At 38.1% G+C, this 18,845-nt stretch carries 15 protein-coding genes and 1 pseudogene; 11 read left to right on the top strand and 5 right to left on the bottom strand.

Annotated features, from left to right (window positions below):
- The first annotated feature begins 408 nt into the window (after positions 1 to 408).
- From I6F45_RS15145 to I6F45_RS15130, 4 genes are all read left to right on the top strand, one after another.
- Complete coding sequence (locus I6F45_RS15145) at positions 409 to 1,518, top strand: mandelate racemase/muconate lactonizing enzyme family protein (RefSeq protein WP_165741463.1); 1,110 nt, start codon at positions 409 to 411, stop codon at positions 1,516 to 1,518.
- Positions 1,519 to 1,967: 449 nt separating this feature from the next.
- Complete coding sequence (locus I6F45_RS15140) at positions 1,968 to 3,140, top strand: cytochrome P450 (RefSeq protein WP_197160972.1); 1,173 nt, start codon at positions 1,968 to 1,970, stop codon at positions 3,138 to 3,140.
- Between the two features lie 60 nt (positions 3,141 to 3,200).
- Positions 3,201 to 3,509, top strand: a complete 309-nt coding sequence (locus I6F45_RS15135) for a 2Fe-2S iron-sulfur cluster-binding protein (protein WP_166113097.1) — start codon at positions 3,201 to 3,203, stop codon at positions 3,507 to 3,509.
- Between the two features lie 16 nt (positions 3,510 to 3,525).
- On the top strand, positions 3,526 to 4,803 hold the full coding sequence (locus I6F45_RS15130) for an NAD(P)/FAD-dependent oxidoreductase (protein WP_197160970.1): 1,278 nt from the start codon (positions 3,526 to 3,528) through the stop codon (positions 4,801 to 4,803).
- On the opposite strand, the gene I6F45_RS15125 is transcribed toward I6F45_RS15130, so the two are convergent.
- Entirely contained in the window at positions 4,789 to 5,643 is an 855-nt protein-coding gene (locus I6F45_RS15125; protein ID WP_231609674.1) for a helix-turn-helix transcriptional regulator, read from the bottom strand. The two genes, I6F45_RS15130 and I6F45_RS15125, sit on opposite strands and share 15 nt — an antisense overlap.
- Before the next feature lie 36 nt (positions 5,644 to 5,679).
- On the opposite strand from I6F45_RS15125, the gene I6F45_RS15120 reads away from it, so the two are divergent.
- The 4 genes from I6F45_RS15120 (at position 5,680) to I6F45_RS15105 (ending at position 10,033) form a co-directional block, all read left to right on the top strand.
- Complete coding sequence (locus tag I6F45_RS15120) at positions 5,680 to 6,789, top strand: Zn-dependent alcohol dehydrogenase (RefSeq protein WP_007586186.1); 1,110 nt, start codon at positions 5,680 to 5,682, stop codon at positions 6,787 to 6,789.
- An 11-nt stretch (positions 6,790 to 6,800) separates the two neighbouring features.
- Positions 6,801 to 7,619, top strand: a complete 819-nt coding sequence (locus tag I6F45_RS15115) for an alpha/beta hydrolase (protein WP_165727460.1) — start codon at positions 6,801 to 6,803, stop codon at positions 7,617 to 7,619.
- 11 nt (positions 7,620 to 7,630) lie between these two features.
- A complete protein-coding gene (locus tag I6F45_RS15110; protein WP_166113100.1) occupies positions 7,631 to 9,553 on the top strand; it encodes a beta-agarase in 1,923 nt (640 codons plus the stop codon).
- A gap of 198 nt (positions 9,554 to 9,751) precedes the next feature.
- Positions 9,752 to 10,033: a hypothetical protein gene (locus tag I6F45_RS15105; RefSeq protein WP_197160976.1), complete on the top strand. Its 282-nt coding sequence runs from the start codon at positions 9,752 to 9,754 to the stop codon at positions 10,031 to 10,033.
- Between the two features lie 29 nt (positions 10,034 to 10,062).
- On the opposite strand, the gene I6F45_RS15100 is transcribed toward I6F45_RS15105, so the two are convergent.
- On the bottom strand, positions 10,063 to 10,449 hold the full coding sequence (locus tag I6F45_RS15100; protein ID WP_007586180.1) for a YkgJ family cysteine cluster protein: 387 nt from the start codon (positions 10,447 to 10,449) through the stop codon (positions 10,063 to 10,065).
- A gap of 663 nt (positions 10,450 to 11,112) precedes the next feature.
- On the opposite strand from I6F45_RS15100, the gene I6F45_RS15095 reads away from it, so the two are divergent.
- Positions 11,113 to 11,541: a hypothetical protein gene (locus I6F45_RS15095; RefSeq protein ID WP_007586178.1), complete on the top strand. Its 429-nt coding sequence runs from the start codon at positions 11,113 to 11,115 to the stop codon at positions 11,539 to 11,541.
- A 136-nt stretch (positions 11,542 to 11,677) separates the two neighbouring features.
- On the opposite strand, the gene I6F45_RS15090 is transcribed toward I6F45_RS15095, so the two are convergent.
- The gene (locus I6F45_RS15090) at positions 11,678 to 12,673 is read right to left on the bottom strand and encodes an alpha/beta fold hydrolase (protein WP_197160968.1); all 996 of its coding nucleotides are present in this window, start codon (positions 12,671 to 12,673) and stop codon (positions 11,678 to 11,680) included.
- A 500-nt stretch (positions 12,674 to 13,173) separates the two neighbouring features.
- Between I6F45_RS15090 and I6F45_RS15085 the strand changes: the two genes are divergently transcribed.
- Positions 13,174 to 15,639, top strand: a complete 2,466-nt coding sequence (locus I6F45_RS15085) for a ricin-type beta-trefoil lectin domain protein (RefSeq protein ID WP_165727463.1) — start codon at positions 13,174 to 13,176, stop codon at positions 15,637 to 15,639.
- Between the two features lie 141 nt (positions 15,640 to 15,780).
- Here the strand turns inward: I6F45_RS15085 and tnpA are convergent.
- A pseudogene (tnpA, locus tag I6F45_RS15075) lies at positions 15,781 to 16,176 on the bottom strand (IS200/IS605 family transposase).
- Positions 16,177 to 16,214: 38 nt separating this feature from the next.
- On the opposite strand from tnpA, the gene I6F45_RS15070 reads away from it, so the two are divergent.
- Complete coding sequence (locus I6F45_RS15070) at positions 16,215 to 17,441, top strand: RNA-guided endonuclease InsQ/TnpB family protein (protein ID WP_197139627.1); 1,227 nt, start codon at positions 16,215 to 16,217, stop codon at positions 17,439 to 17,441.
- A gap of 227 nt (positions 17,442 to 17,668) precedes the next feature.
- Here the strand turns inward: I6F45_RS15070 and I6F45_RS15065 are convergent, their stop codons facing one another.
- Complete coding sequence (locus I6F45_RS15065; protein WP_165727464.1) at positions 17,669 to 18,772, bottom strand: 6-bladed beta-propeller; 1,104 nt, start codon at positions 18,770 to 18,772, stop codon at positions 17,669 to 17,671.
- Positions 18,773 to 18,845 lie beyond the last annotated feature (73 nt).

Here is an 18,845-nt window from a genome sequence, read left to right as displayed (position 1 = left end):
CGAGAACGAGTGAAACGTTATATTCTTCCAGAAAAAAGAAAACGGCCCAAAAGTAGGACCGTTCGAATTTCAAAAACTCGGTACACCATTAAGTCAAAGCATGCTTAACTGAATGGTGTTACCTATAAGCACGCTTGATAGGGGCTATTTACTCTTTGTTGCCTACATGAATGAAGGTAAGGGGCGTGAGCAGGACGCGGAAGCTTTGCTCGGTTTTTACTTAGCCCACTAGGTTACAAATCTCACGCTGCGATTAAATAGCCTCGAGTTTGAACAAATTTTAATTCTCAAAGATAAACAGACCTTCGGATAATTTCGCTTAATTAAACAGATAACCTTTACAACAACAAATACCTGTTGTAAATTGTTAACAATGAACAGTGTCATGTTAACTAATTCGGTGGCTTAATGAAAGTATCATCACAAACAATCAAAAGTGTAAAAGTCGAGTATTACCAAATTCCGCTAGCAGAAGTGTTAAGTGATGCAAAGCATGGCGATCACACTCACTTTGAAGTTATTACAGTGCATATTATGACTCACGACGGGTATGAAGGGATGGGATATACCTACACTGGCGGCAAAGGTGGTCGCGCAATTTATTCACTCCTTAACGATGAAATAAAGCCCGGTCTAATTGGACAAAATTCTATGTCTATCATGGCAATTTGGGACAAATTGCAGTGGGATCTTCATTATGTTGGCCGAGGTGGACTACTTAGCTTTGCGATTTCAGCAGTTGATATAGCGCTGTGGGATATTAAGTGTAAGCGCTTAAATGCACCATTATGGCAAGTTGCGGGTGGTAGCAGTGACCAAACAAAATGCTATGCAGGCGGAATAGATTTAAACTTTAGCCAAGAAAAACTGCTTAGTAATATAGATGGTTATTTAAATCGTGGCTTTAATGCAGTAAAAATTAAAGTCGGTAAACCCAACTTTAAAGAAGATATAGAACGTGTAGCCGCAGTAAGAGAGCTAATAGGTAAAGATAAAATACTTATGGTAGATGCCAATTACTCAATGACTGTTGAGCAAGCTATTCGTTTTGCTAAATCAATTGAAAAATACGACATAACCTGGTTTGAAGAACCGACTATACCTGATGATTACAAAGGCTTTGCTCGCATAGCACAAGCGACTTCAATACCGCTTGCAATGGGTGAAAATTTGCATACATTGCACGAATTTGGCTATGCGATTAGTCAAGCTAAATTAGGTTTTTTACAACCAGATGCATCAAATATTGGTGGCATAACAGGGTGGTTACATGTAGCGAGTATGGCATATACCCATAATTTACCTATTTGTAGCCATGGCATGCATGAACTACATGTATCACTGTTGGCATCTCAGCCTCACGCTGGTTTTTTAGAAGTTCATTCATTCCCTATAGATGAATATACAACACGTCCTTTAAAGCTTGAAAATGGGCAAGCGTGCGCGCCAGATATAATTGGGACGGGTGTAGAATTTGACCCTCAACTAATGAGAACACATTTAATTAAACAGTCGTAACTAGAAAAATTAGTAATAAAAGAAAAGAGTTGTTGTGTGTCCACAAATTCAGTGTAGAAATTATTTATCAAGGAATGAATGATAATCTCTTTGTCATAAGTTTTAATTTATGAGTACTGATTTTGTGGACGCTTTTATAAAGGTAAATAGTTATTGCCATTGCAAATATTGATTGTTTTACACAAACCCAAATTGCTAAGTCTGCTGTAAACCCGATGGTTGTAATTAACGCCGAGAATAGTTTTATTTCAATGCTTTAAATTAATTAGTTAAGGGCTCTCACAACCCCACCAAAGCCAGCTTAAATTGCTGGCTTTTTTTATATTTTAAAAATAGCAATAAAGAGCATCAAATTACCATTTTTAAGCCAAATCCGTGTATTTGTATCATTAAGTTGTGATTAAAATGGTGTATCAAAAATAGATTAATAATAGAAATTAGGTTTCATTATGACGTCAAAAGTAACTGGTATTAGCGAGTTTTCCGATGCGTTTGCACAGCAACGAAAAGTAACAGGAATGGGTCAAATGGATGACCAAAACGATCCTGTAAATATGATCTTAGGCTTAAAAGATGTACGAAAAGCAGCGCATAATTGTGCTGTTTTTCAATCGGGTGCTAAACCTGGACGTATTGTAATTCCATCAGAAGTGGCAATACGTGAAACACGCCAAATTCCATTTGAAGTCGACCTGCCTGAGCACGGCGGTTTTCGTGAACTATTAAACCCTTGGTTTAAACGCCCATTAGATGAATGTTACCAAGCGCGTTTACAAACCATTATTGATGAAACCATTGAAAACGCCTTTAAAGCAGAGTCGTTTGATGTGGTGTCACAATTTGCTTTACCACTTCAATCTAAAGCGTTAACGCTTTTACTTAATACCTCAATGGATAAAGCACAAACATGGATAGATTGGGGTACTCATGTATTTAGAAGTGAAGGCAGTGACCTTGATGGCGATAAAGCCAATATTCTATACAACTACATTGATGAGCAAATAGAAAACGCCATTGCAATCCCGGGTGATGATTTATATTCAGTGCTTTTAAATTCACAGGCGAACGGTAAAAAGCTGAGTAAAGAAGAAGTAAAAGGTGTGATGATCCTCACCTTTGCAGGGGGGCGCGACACCGTTATAAACGCGATCACAAACTCTATTGCCTACTTTAGCGAAAACATCAGCGATTTAAAGCGTATTGATGATGAGCCTGAAATATTAAACAGGGCCGTAGAAGAACTAATTCGCTATTTTTCGCCGCTTACGCAAATGGGCCGTGTCGCTACGCAAGACACAAGTGTATGTGAGCACGCTATAAAAGCCGACACACGAGTTTCGTTATGTTGGGCGTCGGCTAATCGCGATGAAAAGGTATTCAAAGATCCCAACAATGTCGACTTCGATCGAAAAGTTAACCCGCATATTAGTTTTGGTTTTAGCCATCACAATTGTTTGGGCGCAACGCATGCCCGCCAAATTCTACGTCAACTAGTGTTATCACTTGCTAATAAAGTTGCTCAAATAGAGACAATAAAAGCAGATGAAAATATTGAAAAACTCGGTGAGTTTTCAAGAAAGGTAGGCTTTAACAGTCTGCACGTTAGCTTTAAATCAAAATAAAAACACCGTAGAAAATAGTTAAATAAATACAGCAACAAGTAAAAGTAGAGGATTAATACGATGGCGAAAGTAATATTTATAACCAAAAAAAACGATGCAGTTGAAGTAGAGGGCGACAGTGGCTCGCTAATGGAACTGGCATCAGCAAATGGTGTTGCTGGTATTGATGGTGATTGTGGCGGTGTATGTTCGTGTGCAACGTGTCATATTTACTTAACACCGGATGACTTTAAAAAAGTAGGTAAACCCGATGAGATAGAAAGCGACATGCTAGAGCTGGACGATAACGTAACGCAATACAGCCGTTTATGTTGCCAAATTGAGGTGTCTGAAAATATTGATGGCATGACCTTCAGAGTAGCCAATTAAAAGCGGGTACAGCATTATGCAAAACACACAATTAGAGCCAAACTCACTGCAGCAAAGCGTTGTTATTATTGGTGCAAGCCATGGCGGCGTTAACTTTGCATTTAACTTACGCCAGCAAGGTTGGCTGGGTAAAATTACGTTACTCGATAGCGATCCTGAACTGCCATATCACAGGCCACCGCTGTCTAAAAAAACGCTGCAATCGTTAGAGGTAAAATCAATACCTTTAAAGGTGCAAAAATCCTACACAGATAGCCATATAGATTTATGTTTAGGTGAGCGTGTTACTGCAATTAACAAGCAAAACAAAACAGTGACTCTTAAAAATAATAAACAACTAGATTTTGATAAATTAGTGATCGCGACTGGTTGCTCGCCCTTTATACCCCCCATTAAAGGCCTTAGTGAAACTGTAGATGAATATGGCACCTCTCAATATTTCGCAATGCGAACACATAGTGATGCCGTAGCAATAAAAAAAGCGCTAAGTGCAAGCACTAACAAAGAAGTGGTGATTATTGGTGGAGGTTATATCGGCCTTGAATCGGCGTCATCCTTTATTGCACTTGGCGCTAAAGTAACGGTTATCGAAAAACAAGAAAAAATACTATCGCGAGTCACATCATCTGCTATGTCTAACTTTTTAACTGATTTACACAAAACGAAGGGGGTAGACCTGCAAACAGCAAAAGATATTGTACAAATTAAGCACACAAACAATAAACATTATGTGCAATGTAGTGATGGCAGTGAGTATCCCGCCGATTTTATTTTAATTGGCGTAGGTGTAAGGCTAAATACACAACTTGCAACAGATGCTGAGCTGGTGGTTGAGCAAGGCATAAAAGTAAATGACGTATGCCAAACATCACACCCTGATATCTACTCAATTGGTGATTGCACTATTCATTTTAATAAAATTTATAATCGTTGGATCAGACTTGAGTCGATACAAAACGCAGTTGACCAAGCTAAAGTTGCTGCGCAGTTTTTAGCTAAAAATAATACGTCAGCTCCTGCACTCCCTTGGTTTTGGTCAGATCAATACGAATATAAATTACAAATAGTAGGTTTATCACAAGGCTATAACGAGATTATTAAGCGCCAAGAAGCTCCCGGTCAATTTTCACTTTGGTACTTTAATAACGACACACTGCTTTGTGTGGAAGCTGTTAATTATGCAAAGGCCTATGTACTTGGCACACAGGCTATTAAGCAAGGTTTAAAGGTAAACAAACAGGTATTGAACAATTTGACTATAGCACTTGCAAAACCTCAGTTATTTCAGGCGTAACTGCTGTCGATACTGATGCGGAGTCACTTTAAAGTGATGTTTAAACTGCTTAATAAAATACGACGGGCTAGAAAAGCTTAAATCGTAAGATATATCAGTCACCGAAACATTACTTTGCCCGAGTAACCGTGCGGCATTATATAACTTGTGCTGAATCAGGTAGTCGGAATAAGGCACTCTAAAGTGCTTTTTAAATACCCTTGAAAAATACGAAGGTGATAAATGGCAAAGGGCTGCGGCTTGCTCAAGTGACAGGTTAAGGCCGTTATTTGTTTTAAGCTCATTAATTACCGGAGCAAGCTTTTTAAAACTTGCTGAGCTACTTAATGACGTTTGCTGCTTAGATAAACTGCTTTTACCATATTCGCACACCATAGTGATTAAGCTATCAAACAGTTGAGCACAGGTTTTACTTTTAGGATTTTCGTTAAATTCGCTAAGCATCCAAGCGAGCAACTTATGAATCCTTTTTTGTATTTCAATGCTAAAGCTTAAATGCAAACCAGTTTTTAGTAATTCTATAAATTCTTGTAAGGCCTGATTATTAAGGCGTTCAGGCATAAATTGCACAATATACCAAGATTTAGGGCGCGGATTTAAAGCAAAGTCGTGGGTTTCCATAGCGGGTGTAAAAACGGCCTCAAAATCAGAAAGAATCGATTCACCTTGATGATAAAAATAAGTGCCGTCAATTTGTTCAAAAAATATAAATTCATGCACCTGATGAAAGTGCATAAAACATGAATAGCTATCGTGCTGAAGATAACTTACATGATGAATTTCGAAATCGTAACCGTCTTTTATACAAAACGGTTCACAGTAAATTGTCGGTTGCTTCATAACATAATACTTATATTTAGAGACTTAGGAGTCTACATGTACAAGGCAAAAGCTGCAATTGCAGATGGAAAAGGCGGTTTTTTCTTCGATACCGTTAATGTCGGAAAACCAAGTGCTGGCGAAGTAAAAATTAAAATAAAAGCCTCAGGTATTTGTCATACAGATTGGGATTCAATTAAAACGTGGAATAAAAAATTTATCATTGGTCATGAAGGCGCAGGAACCGTTGTTGAGTTGGGCGAAGGTATAACGGAATTTACTATCGGCGATAAAGTAATACTAAATTGGGCAATTCCGTGTGGTGAGTGTTTCCAGTGCCAAGAGGGTAATTTACACATTTGTGAAGTAAATAGCCCCGTAACTGGCAATGGTTTATGCGGACACGCAGGTAAACAAGCGTGTGAGCATAATGGCAATAGCTTAGAGCGCTCATTTCATTTAGGTACGATGAGCGAATACACCGTCGTTAAGGCTGCTGCAGTTATAAAAATACACAGTGACATTCCTTTTCCAAGTGCAAGTATTGTTGGTTGCGGCGTAATGACCGGTTACGGATCAGTAGTTAATGCAGCTAAAGTAAAAGCAGGTTCTTCAGTGGCCGTATTAGGCTGTGGAGGCGTAGGACTAAATGCAATACAAGGGGCTGCAATTTCAGGCGCCGCTAAAATAATAGCAATTGATTTGTCACCGGAGCGATTAACACAAGCTAAAGCATTTGGTGCTACACATACCGTACTTGCTAAAAAGTATGACCCTGATTTAGTTCACATGATAAACGAAGTTAAAGCGCTAACAAATAGTCGCGGAGCCGATTATGCCTTTGAGTGTACAGCAGTGCCGGCACTTGGTTCAGCGCCATTAGCATTAATACGCAGCGCGGGAGTTGCGGTACAAGTGAGTGGCATTGAGCAAAAAATAGATTTTGATTGCGAACTATTTGAGTGGGATAAAATTTATATAAATCCGCTCTACGGGCAATGTAATCCTAAGCGCGACTTTGCTCAAATACTAGACCTTTATGACGCAAAAAAGCTCAAGCTCGATGAGCTAGTCACAAAAACTTACTCGTTAGATGAGTTACAAACAGGCTTTGACGACATGCTAGCAGGGCGTATCGCTAAAGGTGTCGTCGTGTTTGATGATTAAAGGAGTATAAAATGGCAATTCATCGTTTAGAAATATCAAATAGCAGCTACACCGCTGATAACTTTGTAACGCTAACCGCGTATAGCAGCCACTTAAAAGGGCGAGGTGATATAAGCATTTACCAAGAAGCAACCAGTAATAAAAATGTACCTATAATTGTATTACTGCATGGTGTGTATGGTAGCCACTGGGTGTGGAGCCAGCTAGGGGGCGTACATAAAGTGTATCAGCAGCTTCGTAGCAGTGGCCTTAACGAGTTTGTATTAGTGATGCCATCAGATGGCGCGCACGCCGAGGGCAGCGGGTATTTGCCACTTAAAAATGCAGATTATGAAGCATGGATAGTTGATGATGTGATTAGCGCTGTTATTCAAACTCAACCAATGTGCTCGAGCTCATCAAATATTTATATTACGGGCCTTTCAATGGGAGGGTATGGAGCATTATGTTTAGGTGCAAAGCATCCAACTATTTTTAGCGGTATATCAGCGCATTCATCAATTACTGAGCTTGACGACTTTAATCACTTTGTTGATGAACACACTCTAAAGCCACTAAAAAAAACCACTGATAAGTACAAAGGCGACGTGTTTAAAACATTGAGCGCGAATAAAAAGACATTACCGCCACTGCGATTTGATTGCGGAAAAGACGATGTACTTTTTAGTGCTAATACTGCGCTTGCAAAAAAGCTAGTTGATGAAAATGTTCCTCATACGTTCGATATTTTTGCAGGCACCCATTGCTGGGAGTATTGGCACGAACATGTAGCTAAAACTATGATCTTTTTTGCTCAATTAGAAAGCAAAACTCACACACAATTAAAATAAGGAAATAACCCATGAAAGTCATTAGCTCACTTTTAATTGCATTTGCATGTACTGCATCAAGCAATTTAGTCGCACAGCCAGAAGTATCCGTAAATTTAAACGTAAAGCGAAGTATTGACGGCCTATCAACCTTTGATAGAAGCAAATATATTGTTATGCACTCGATGCTAACAACAACCGATTGGAAGGGGGAAGAAGATAAGCTCGACTACTTACTTAACGACCTTGATGTGTACTTTGGTCGTGATAACGGTTCTATGCCGTATTACGCGACTCAAGTTGAGCAAAACCCAAATAATCTAGGGTACGCAAGCCCTGAGAGTATCGCTGCTTATGGCAAAACTGCTCGCGAAGATTATTATGGTAAAACGTTGTCGAAGCTTCATAAATACGACAATAGAGCCCATGTAATGATAGGCGGGCAAATTAATCAGTTTTGGATTGGTAATCATAAAGGCAAAGGCGAATGGAGCTTTGCTAATACCGATGCCGTGGGTCAATACATGGGACATTTTGTAAATGAATTTTATCGAAATGACAACCAAGGACCGAACAAAGGCCCAGCACGCCCACAATACCTTGAAATACTTAATGAGCCACTTTACGAACTTGTTGATGTACATCATGGTAAGCCTATCGATACATTTATTTTTCATAACGAAGTAGCCCAAGGCATACGAAAAGTTAATACAAGTATTAAGATTGGTGGGTACACCACTGCCTTTCCATGGTTTGACGATAACAATTTCAATCGTTGGGATGAGCGAATGAAGCTATTTTTAGATACCAGCGGTGAATACATGGATTATTTTTCGATTCACCTTTATGACTTTGGCTACTTAAACCGCGATAAAGGCGTTGCTAACTTTAAAGGAGCCCGTATAGAAGCCACTATGGATATGATGGAGCAATACGAAAAGCTTAAACTAGGTAAGGTAAAACCTTTCATGATTTCGGAATACGGCGGGCGTGACCATAAAACAGAAGCAACGCCATGGACTGCAATAAATGACTGGCAAACTATGAAATCGTTTAGCCCTATGATGATGCAATTTATGGCTAAACCGAATCTCATACTTAAAGCCATTCCATTTAGTTTAGCAAAAGCAGAGTGGAGTGGTAATGAGGGACGCGATTATGCTTGGCGCTTACTACGCCACAATGACGAAAAAACAGGTGAAACAGGCGATGAATATGTATTCACCGACATTATTAAATTTTATCAATTGTGGTCAGATGTAAATGGCACACGTGTTAATACTGAATCAAACGAAGCCGACTTACTAGTAGATAGTTATGTAAACAATAACAAAGCATATGTAATTATCAGTAATTTAGAAACAAGTGCTAATAGCGCCTTGCTAAATTTAACAGAGCTACCAAGCAATCCGATTAATAACATTAAAATTAAGCACTTGCACTTTGCTAATGGTGAACCAACACTTACAACAACATCACAAAATATTGGTGTAAAAAATGAGTTACCAAAAAGCATTAACATAGGCGCAGAAGCCACAGTAATTATTGAATATACGTTCAGCGACAATATAAAAATTATTGCTGAGTCTGACGAGCATAAATACTATGCAACAACCTACAAACAGGCAATTAAAGCCAATACAGCGCTTAAATTTAACATTAACGATGTAAAAATAAGTGAATATGGTAAAGGTATATTGCGTTTAAGTTTTGGTAGAGAGCATGATTTAGCTCAACAACCTATCGTTAAAGTAAATGACACTTTAGTTACTGTACCAACCGATTATGCCGGTGATGAGCAAGTATTTCGCCCACAAGTATTTAGTATGCTAGAAATCGAAGTACCAAACGAGCTGTTAAAAACCAATAATACAATATTAGTTACATATCCTGATGATGGCGGATTTGTTAGCAGCGTGACGCTCCAAGCGTTTGAGTACAGTGATGATATTTAATTTAAAAAACTAACTATTTGTTATGATATAAAAAGCAAGGTCACTAATTATTAGTGGCCTTAGTTGTTATTCGTCCGCTTTTTAAATTCATAGACAATCTTTAATTATCACAGAAGTCTTATTAAATTTTAAAAATAGATGGCATAATTCGTATGCATTAGTGATTGATCTTTATGTGTATTATATTTACTTGTGCTATTGGCCGAAAAGAAAACAGATGCCTTAATGGTTGGCGGAAGCTTATTTTATGTTTATCCCGCACTACTTGTTTATGGGGTACCAATATCAATTTTATTAAAAAAATTTAATGTTTTTAATTTACCTATGGTTCTTTTAGCGAGTGTAACTCCATTTATTATAATTATTCCAATGGGATGGAATGAGCCTATAATACCCTTATTTGTAATTTGCTTTGGCTCTATTGTTGTGGCTATAGGTTGTTGGTATACACGTTTACTCTTATTTAAAAATAAAAAATAACCAATAACCTGTTGCAGTTTAAAAGAGAGTTACCGACTATCAATCATAAGTATATCTAGTTTATGTTGAGCCCTGGTTTGATTTTTTATGTCGATAGGTTCAATCATTTCGCATTCGTCTCTGATCATTTCAGGAATGAGGCTTGGGTAGTGGCGACAGTCCTCTGGGCGGTCGAGGTAAATACTGCAGGTATACATATTTTTAGCGAGAGGATCTTTTTTAGGCGCAATTTCTAAAAATGGGCACACTTGAAGTCTTAAGCCTGTTTTTGGGTCAAACCAAATTTCGTTGTTTTTAACGTATTCATAAATTTCGGGGTTAAAGAGCTCCCATAAATCTATTTCCTCTTTCGTTGCGCTTAAATCGCCGCCGCCATATTTAATACAGCATTTACCACACTGGTTGCATTCTTTCATAATTTGCTAATTTGGTTGGCTGTTAACGAGTTTAAGTTAGTTATTAGTGTAGCACCAAATTTATTATTAACGCTCTACTGAATTTACCCATCCTTTAATTTTTGGGTGTGTAAACAATAGTTAGATACAATAACTTAAGTTAAAACCCTTTGTTACATTTTATATAGTACAGGCTTTATTTAATGGTTTACTCTAAAGGTAGCGAAAAATATTACAAACCCCGCTTGAGCAACTGTGTGATTGTTAAATGTTGCTGAGCGCAGATACCTAAGCAGGGCGTTATTATGAAGGAGGCTGTCACTAAGTTAAAAACAGAATTTAATGCAAAGCTATTGTATTGGAACAATCTTAAAAGTAGCAAAGCCAAAGCGGCAATCATCCTATTATTTTTAGTTGTCATTGCACTTAAAGTCTTTACGACCATTTTTACGTTGGATTGGGTTGCAAGTTTATTCAGCGTGTAAGTTTACCAAGAGTAATTGCGATAAAGTTTAATCTCAGAGTGTTTAACGCCTACGCGATGTTCATTATTAATGTATTATTACGCTATACACCAAATTAAATAAATCAGTTGTTTAAATACGTTTTATAATGACTGTAATGATACATTTTAGCTAAATTGAGTGAGTAAATGAGTTTAGCTGCATTAAAGGATAACCAGTGATGATGAATACAAAAGTATATAAAGCGGTACATGATCTAGCAGAAGATTTAATGGCGGCGGCTAACAAAAATAACCGTGAAAAGTTTGAGTCGTTATTTGCTCAATTAAAAGCTATTTGTATTGAAAACGAAAACACCTCAAAAGATCACCCTGTACAATGGGAAACTTTAGCTGATTTTACCGAAGAGTTAGAAGAGGCAATTACTACTTACGAAAAAGCATTAGAAAAGTCGATTGCGATTAATAACAAAGATCACATGTCGTCGGTTTCTTTTTCAATGGCTACATTACAGCTTGAGCTTGGCCAAAAAGATGAAGCTATTAAAAACCTTCAAAATGCTAAAGTCAGCGCCAATAAAATTGAAGACAAAGAGCTTAAAGCTGAAATACACGACCTACTAGAGTCGCTTATTGAAGAAGAAGGTTAAATACATAAAAGTATAACTTATCCATATTAAATGTGATTTTTGTGGATTTAGCTTGAGCTTAATAAAGCGCTGATGGTTTATACCCTCAGCGTTTTTTTATGTTCGCTATAAATACTAAACCAAAATAAAAGGCTTACTATTGAGCTAGCTTATTCATAAAGTCGATAATGTACTTTGCAATTTCTACTGGTTTTTCTTCAACGCTAAAGTGCCCTGAATCGAGTAAATAGAGTTCAGCGTTCGGTACATCTTTTAAGTATGCTTTAGCGCCTTCGGCTATGAATGCTGGGTCGTTTTTACCCCATACAATTAACGTTGGTGGTTGGTACTTGCGTAAATAAGCTTGCCACTTTGGATAGTCGAGAAGGTTGTTGTAGTAATCTTGTAGCAATTGCACTTGAATTACTCTATCGGCTTTGGTTTGTAAAAAGTGAAGATCGTGCGTCCAGCTATCTGGGCTCATCACTTCTGGGTTACTTTGTACGTCTCGTAAATACTGCTTATTAATAATGGCTTGTTCAGACGTGAACGAATAAATTTTATCTTGCTGAGCTTTCGAACTATCTTCATTCGCGGCTTTAAAAAATGCTTGCCTCGGTAGGGTTAGCCCCTCTAAATACGCATTACCATTTTGTACAATAAGTGCATCAAGTTTATTAGGATTACTTAACAGCATTCTAAAGCCTACAGGTGCTCCAAAATCTTGAATGTAGAGGCTGTAGCGCTTTACTTTAAGCGTTGTCAGTAGTCCTTCAACATATCTAGCCAGTAACTCAAATGTATATTTTTGAGTTTCTGGGTTTGGGCGGTCGCTATAACCTGAGCCTAAATAATCAGGTGCTATCACATGATAACGCCCAGATAAAAGCGGAATAAGCTCACGGTAGCTATGTGATGACGACGGATAACCATGTAAAAGTACAATTGTTTGCTCATGTTGCTTGCCTGCTTCTCGATAAAATATTTTTTTACCATTTACGTTTGCATATTTGTAAGTGGTTTTTGAAGGCCATACAGCATCTGTGGCGTACACTTTGGCGGTAAGTGTAGACATAGATACTAATAAAAACACAATAAATGAGGCGATGTGAGCAGGTCTTATTTTAAGATTGTTTTGTATATCTGGGTGCATAACTAAACTCGTTAATGTTTTGGTAATACTGCTTTATTAACAAATTAGACCAGCCATCTTAATAATTACATTCATTAAAACTTCCAATTTACTTAAATGTCTAAGTATAAAATATAATAATTGTTAACAGTTTAACCTCTAAAATATCAATTCGAATCTGTCGTAAAAAAATATATTCTTAAAAAACTAAGTGCATATATAAAAATTTAATTCTTGTACTTATTTCATGCCGATAAATTAAAAAGTATTTAGTAACATATGCTTACGGTTGTTTTTTGTCGTGTGTGTTATAAGTGACTATTATTTGTAACTATAAATATTGTGTTCATGTTGTTCATTTAAACTTTAAATTCACGTGCCTATTTATGGTACTAAAGTGTGGAATTTGAACAAATCATTAATTCATTGTTGCATACAGTTAATTGTTAACATTATATTGATTGTGAATTCGATGCCTTTACACAAAGGATTAATTTTCACACCAAGATAGGTAACAAAAAATGAAAAAAAGCTCATTGTATTGCGCGATTTCGAGCGCGCTATTACTTTCAAGCGTTTTTAATGCACACGCTGGCACTGTTATTAAACAAACGTCTTCACAAATGTGTTTTAGAACCGCTGATAATGCAGTAAATGGTACTCAAGTAGTATTAAACAATAACTGTAGCGGTGATGCAGCAGGGTTTAGCTGGACATCTGGTGGGAGTATAAAGCACGTTAAGTCGGGTTTATGCGTCCACCCTGGCGGCTTAGCAAACCCCGTCGATGGACAGCAACTTGTTTTGTGGTCGGGTTGTGACTTTGATAACCGAGTGAAGTTTACTAAAACGTCGGCTAATGCTATTAAGCATGTATCAGGAGGTAAATGTGTTCAACCAACTAACACATCAGACGGTAGTAATTTAGTTGTTAAATCGCAGTGTGGTGCAAATCAAAGTAAGTTTGTTGTTGAGCAACAAGTAAATAGCGGTGCAAACGTTAGTAACGATACAGTCAAGGTACAGTTTAATATTGATACTAAGCATGCGGTGGGTCAGTTTGATAGTTTTGATCGTCGTAAGTTTATTACATTGCACTCATCTAATACCGAAAGTGACTGGTTTGGAAATAATGCTCAAAGTTTAAATGCGCCTAATGCTGATCCTAATTTAATGACGAACTTTTTAGAAAATTATGATGTATATTTTGGCCGCGATACCGGCAGCATGAAATATCAATTAACACAGTTACCAGAAGATTCGGCTAAACCAGGTTATGCAAGTGCGGTAACGGCTACAACTAATGGTGGCGGTGTTAAATGGAATTACTCCAATATTACCACAGATGAAGCTAAAGCAATGCGAAAGCATGAAGGGCGTAACAGTGATTTAATTGTCGCAGCACAGCAGCACCCTTATTACCCAGATGGTACTAAAATTGGTAACCAAAACTGGTCTTTTTCGCAAACTGATACTGCCGGCGAACCACTAGGCACCGCGCTTGGTGATTATATGGCGCAGTTTTTACAAAAGTACTTTAAAGCTGGCGCATCAGATACTCTAGGTCAAAAGCGCCCAACATACCTTGAAGTTATGAACGAGCCACTATTTGAACTACACGACTTTCCTCATAAAGGTTATGACAAAGAAAGTCTATATGACATCTTTAGGCTACATAACTCAGTTGCAGATGTAGTTCATAATAATTCAGCATTGAACGATGTAAAAGTAGGCGGTTTTACAGTGGCATTTCCTGATTATGAAAAAGGGGCAAACTATTTTGATAATTGGAAGCAACGCGACAAGGCATTTCTAGATATTGCAGGAGATAAAATGGATTTTATTTCGATGCACTTATACGATTTTCCAAACTTTCCAGGCGGCCCTGGTGGTCAACATCAAGAGCAATACCGTAAAGGTAGTAACATGGAAGCGACTCTTGATATGGTTGAGCAATACATGGCTTATAAATGGGGGAGTATTAAACCAATAGTCATTTCGGAATATGGATCGCAACTGCAAGGGTCTTTTGGCACTAAATGGACACCGCAACGTGATTGGCTATGTTTAAAAGCAATGAGCTCTATGCTTATGAGCTTTATGGAAAGGCCTAACCGTATTGATAAAGCCATACCGTTTATTCCATTAAAAGCAGAGTGGGGCCGTATAAGCGATACCATTCCGTATTACTGGCGTTTACTACGTCAAGCTAAAGAGGGAGAAGGTGAAACCGGCGAGCAGTGGGTTTACACCGAAATGGTTAAGTTTTACCAGCTTTGGTCAGATATTAAAGGGACGCGAATCGATAGCTGGGCGAGTGATTTGGATATACAAGCAGATGCTTATGTTGATGGCAAAGATGTTTATTTGGTATTAAACAGCCTTGAAAATTCACCAACCAATATTGATTTAAGTGTTTTAGGCGGTGGTTCTAATAGCGTTACTGGCGTAAACATTAAGCATTTACATCCTGATGCTCAAGGTAAACCAGTCCTTGATGATAACGATAGTACAGTATTACCTGATTTAGTTAATTTGGGCACAGAGTCAACGATGATCATTAAAATTAGTCATCAAAGTAATGTGATAATTAATAATATTAATCAAGAAACTAAGCACTACGCAAGTGCTGTGGTTAAAGATATTGTTGCTAACTCAACTCAGTTTTTTACAATTAATAACGTTGATAAAGGAACTAATGGCGAGGCAGTATTACGCTTAGGTGTTGGTCGTCCTCATGGTAAGTCGCTTACACCTACGGTTACTGTTAATGGTAATAAAGTCGCTGTACCTACTGATTTTAGAGGGTACGACCAGGTTAATGGAGGGTTAGGACGCGAACGTTTCTTTGGTGTACTTGAAATACCGGTACCTTATAGCGACCTTGCAAAAACGAATAGTATTGAAGTGACATTTCCAGACACTGGCGGCGCTGTTAGTTCACTTACACTACAAAACTTTAAAATGAGTAAACGTATTACTCGCTAAAAAGGTGTAATAAAGGTTAAGTAATAAACAAACTGCGGGTTTATCTATATAATAGATTCGCAGTTTTTTATTTTTATCGAATCTTTCCGAGAAAACCCATTGTTCGACGCGAAGCGGCGTCGATGGGATGAATCGGAATAACTAGCCCTGATCTTGAATGTATTTTCGAATTGTATCAGCAGAAGCATTTCCAACTGAGCAAGCAAAATACCCGTCAGACCAAAAGGTTTTCTCGATCCAGAATTACTTTTTCAACTACTTAAATCTCGACCATAGGCTTTGTGTCGTTGATTGTTTAATTCTACGAACATAACTCGCAACACAAATGGTCGGGGAAATCGTAAGCAATATGTGTATATGATCTTTGTCTACCTCGATCTCTTCAATATTAAATTCTGAGCGCTCTGCAATTTCAGAGATTTTTTGTTTTACACATTCACCTAAGTTACCTTGTAGCAATTGCCTTCTATATTTCACAACTAAGATTAAATGTAACGCTATTAGATAGTTGCAGTGTGATTTAGTTTCATATTCCATCTTGACAACCCTTTCATATACAGTAGTCTATACAGTATATGAACAAGACGCTTAGATACAATTACAGACTGAATCCTACGCCAGAACAAGAAGCTAAACTCATAGAGTTTGGCGCGACAGCGCGTGGTATTTGGAACTTATTGCTATCTGAAAATAGGCGTCGATATGAGTTCGATAAAACATTCTTGTTCTACAAAGATATGGCCTCGCTTCTTAAGGAAATAAAGCCTTTTGAAGAGTTTACGTGGATTAAATCTTTTGACTCGGCAGCAGCTCAGCAAGTTGCTCGCGACTTAGAAACAGCGTTAAAGAACGCAATCTCGAAAGGCCGTTTGCAGCGCTTTCCAAAGCATAAAATCTCATACAAACAGAAAAAACTTCACAACGATTCATTTCGAGTGGTAAACAATTCTAATTGCATCCGTATTGAAGATGGCACTATCAGTATTCCAAAAGTTGGTAAAGTGCCTATCATTTTACATCGCGAACTGGCGAGCAAAATCAAAACGGTAACTATTCAGTATCGCCACGGTAAATGGGAATGCAGTATTACTCAAGAAGTGGAGTGCAAAACAGCGCTTCGCGTTTTAAAAACAATCACAGGTTTTGACATTAACTCAAAGCAAACGGTAGTTGGCTCGAACGGCTACGTGGGCGACAATCCAAAGTTTTTAAAGCAATCAAAAGCAAAATTAAATCAATTGCAACGTCAGCTTGCTCGCCGAAATAAAGGCTCAAATCGCTGGCACAAAACAAAACAACGCATCAATAAATTACACGGTAAAATCTCAAGGCAAAGGCTCGACTTTGCACACCAAATCTCACGACAGATAACCAATGGAAATGACATTTTAGTGTTTGAAGATTTAAACGTAAAAGCGATGCAAAAATTCAATGGCAGCATGGTGGCCGACAATGTGATGGCTCTGATAACTCAGCTTTCAAAATACAAGGCTGAGCTTGAAGGCAAGCTCTATCATGAAATTGGTCGATTTGAAAAATCGACTGGGATTTGCGCAGAATGCGGCCAGCACCATGTTTTAACATTGAACGATAGACATTTCATTTGTGTGGCTTGCGGAGCGAATCAAAATCGCGACCTTTCAGCGGCTAAAAGCATAGCGAACACAGGTGAGTTAGACTTAATAGCGGCTGGAATCGTCGCAAGGGTTAATCCCACTTCTCAGCGGAAAGCAGCTAATAAAATAAAAGTCTTCGAGCTATCGAAGTTTGCTGTTGGATCTGAGAAAAAAGAAGCAGCCTAGCATTCAAAAGCTAGACTGTAGAAGCCGATTGATCGACACGTAGTGGCGTCGATGGGTAGTTCACTAGTATGGCTACAACCACCTAACACGATACAAATAAACTAATACTAAATATGCGAGAAATGGCTTTAGGTGTATTTTTGCTGTTAAGCCTGTGAGTTTTATGCTTCACAATGAGTACAAGGTACTCATTATTAAAAATAAACACTTTTCTCAGAGCGTTAAACTTAGCATGGTTGTTTTATTAATTTAATGGGGTATGTTTTAGAGGAGTTCCACTGGCCAACATACAAGTTATCGTCTTGATCTACGCAAATACAATGCACGTGATTAAAAATGTCCCCGTTACTTTGCATCGGTTGTAGTTCACCGTTTATGTACTGGGGTTGCGGTGCTCCTAAATTAGCTATGAGCGTGTTATTTTTATCAAATATACTAATAAAGCCAGAGTCGTCAGCATTTTTATTGTCAATATGCGACCAGCAAACAGGTGCATAAAATAGTTCGCCTTTGAACACGGGACCGCCAATATATGCCCCATTAGCGCTAATTCTATCAAGGTACTTACCATCAAACGAAAATACTTTTAAACATTGCTCAAAACGAGAGCTTACTATTAATGTGGGATTTGATGGATCGCGTAAGTCTACTTCAATACCGTGGGTGTTGTGTAAATTGTAATTTTCGTCATCATTATGGTGACCGCCCCAATGGTTTATATAGCGGCCTTGTTTATCATAATGCAGTAAAAAGTCGCTACCATAACCGTCGGTTACGTATAAGTCCCCATTGGGGGCAATGGCAATATCAGTAGGGCGAAAAGGTTGCTCGGGTTTATAAGCACCGCACGTTTGTGGATGGCCAATACTGTAAATCAGTTTGCCATCTAAGGTCATTTTGGAAATAAAGCCAGCCTGTGGAATGACATTGTTAGTAGGGCTATCCCATTGCTCTGTGCTGTGACCATCCCAGTGGCGATTAACAATCCAGCCACTATCTACAACGTATAAAAATTCTTGCTCGCCTTCTTTTACAATTTTTATAGCGTGTCCACCAGGAAAAGAGCTTCCAAAAGCGTCAAGTAATTCACCGTTTTGGCTATAAACTAAAATATTATTAGTCGTGTTATCGGTGATCATAAATATTCTCCCTTGTGAGTCCATCACCATCGCATGACAATTTTCTATAGGGTATTTATTTGGGTTTAACTTCCCCCAGTGGGCGTCTATTTTGTATTTAAATTGACCTTGGCCAATTATTTTCCCGTGCGGGTCTTCGTCATTTTTAGGAGTAGCGTGAGGTATAAGGTGTTTTTGCTCTGAGGTTAACATACAGAATTTTCCATATAAAAAAACCAGCTTATGCATTGGGCTATAATGCATAAGCTGGTTTAGGCTAGAAGGT

Source organism: Pseudoalteromonas sp. SWYJZ19 (assembly GCF_015864375.1).
Taxonomy (GTDB): Bacteria; Pseudomonadota; Gammaproteobacteria; order Enterobacterales; family Alteromonadaceae; genus Pseudoalteromonas; species Pseudoalteromonas arctica.
The sequence above is the reverse complement of the archived record's forward strand: the minus strand, read 5'-3'. Positions and strand labels throughout refer to the sequence as shown.

Bases quoted from the DNA above. Each gene is read 5' to 3' on its own strand.
- I6F45_RS15145 (WP_165741463.1), top strand. From the start codon at position 409: ATGAAAGTATCATCACAAACAATCAAAAGTGTAAAAGTCGAGTATTAC.
- I6F45_RS15140 (WP_197160972.1), top strand. From the start codon at position 1,968: ATGACGTCAAAAGTAACTGGTATTAGCGAGTTTTCCGATGCGTTTGCA.
- I6F45_RS15135 (WP_166113097.1), top strand. From the start codon at position 3,201: ATGGCGAAAGTAATATTTATAACCAAAAAAAACGATGCAGTTGAAGTA.
- I6F45_RS15130 (WP_197160970.1), top strand. From the start codon at position 3,526: ATGCAAAACACACAATTAGAGCCAAACTCACTGCAGCAAAGCGTTGTT.
- I6F45_RS15125 (WP_231609674.1), bottom strand. From the start codon at position 5,643: ATGAAGCAACCGACAATTTACTGTGAACCGTTTTGTATAAAAGACGGT.
- I6F45_RS15120 (WP_007586186.1), top strand. From the start codon at position 5,680: ATGTACAAGGCAAAAGCTGCAATTGCAGATGGAAAAGGCGGTTTTTTC.
- I6F45_RS15115 (WP_165727460.1), top strand. From the start codon at position 6,801: ATGGCAATTCATCGTTTAGAAATATCAAATAGCAGCTACACCGCTGAT.
- I6F45_RS15110 (WP_166113100.1), top strand. From the start codon at position 7,631: ATGAAAGTCATTAGCTCACTTTTAATTGCATTTGCATGTACTGCATCA.
- I6F45_RS15100 (WP_007586180.1), bottom strand. From the start codon at position 10,449: ATGAAAGAATGCAACCAGTGTGGTAAATGCTGTATTAAATATGGCGGC.
- I6F45_RS15095 (WP_007586178.1), top strand. From the start codon at position 11,113: ATGATGAATACAAAAGTATATAAAGCGGTACATGATCTAGCAGAAGAT.
- I6F45_RS15090 (WP_197160968.1), bottom strand. From the start codon at position 12,673: ATGCACCCAGATATACAAAACAATCTTAAAATAAGACCTGCTCACATC.
- I6F45_RS15085 (WP_165727463.1), top strand. From the start codon at position 13,174: ATGAAAAAAAGCTCATTGTATTGCGCGATTTCGAGCGCGCTATTACTT.
- I6F45_RS15070 (WP_197139627.1), top strand. From the start codon at position 16,215: ATGAACAAGACGCTTAGATACAATTACAGACTGAATCCTACGCCAGAA.
- I6F45_RS15065 (WP_165727464.1), bottom strand. From the start codon at position 18,772: ATGTTAACCTCAGAGCAAAAACACCTTATACCTCACGCTACTCCTAAA.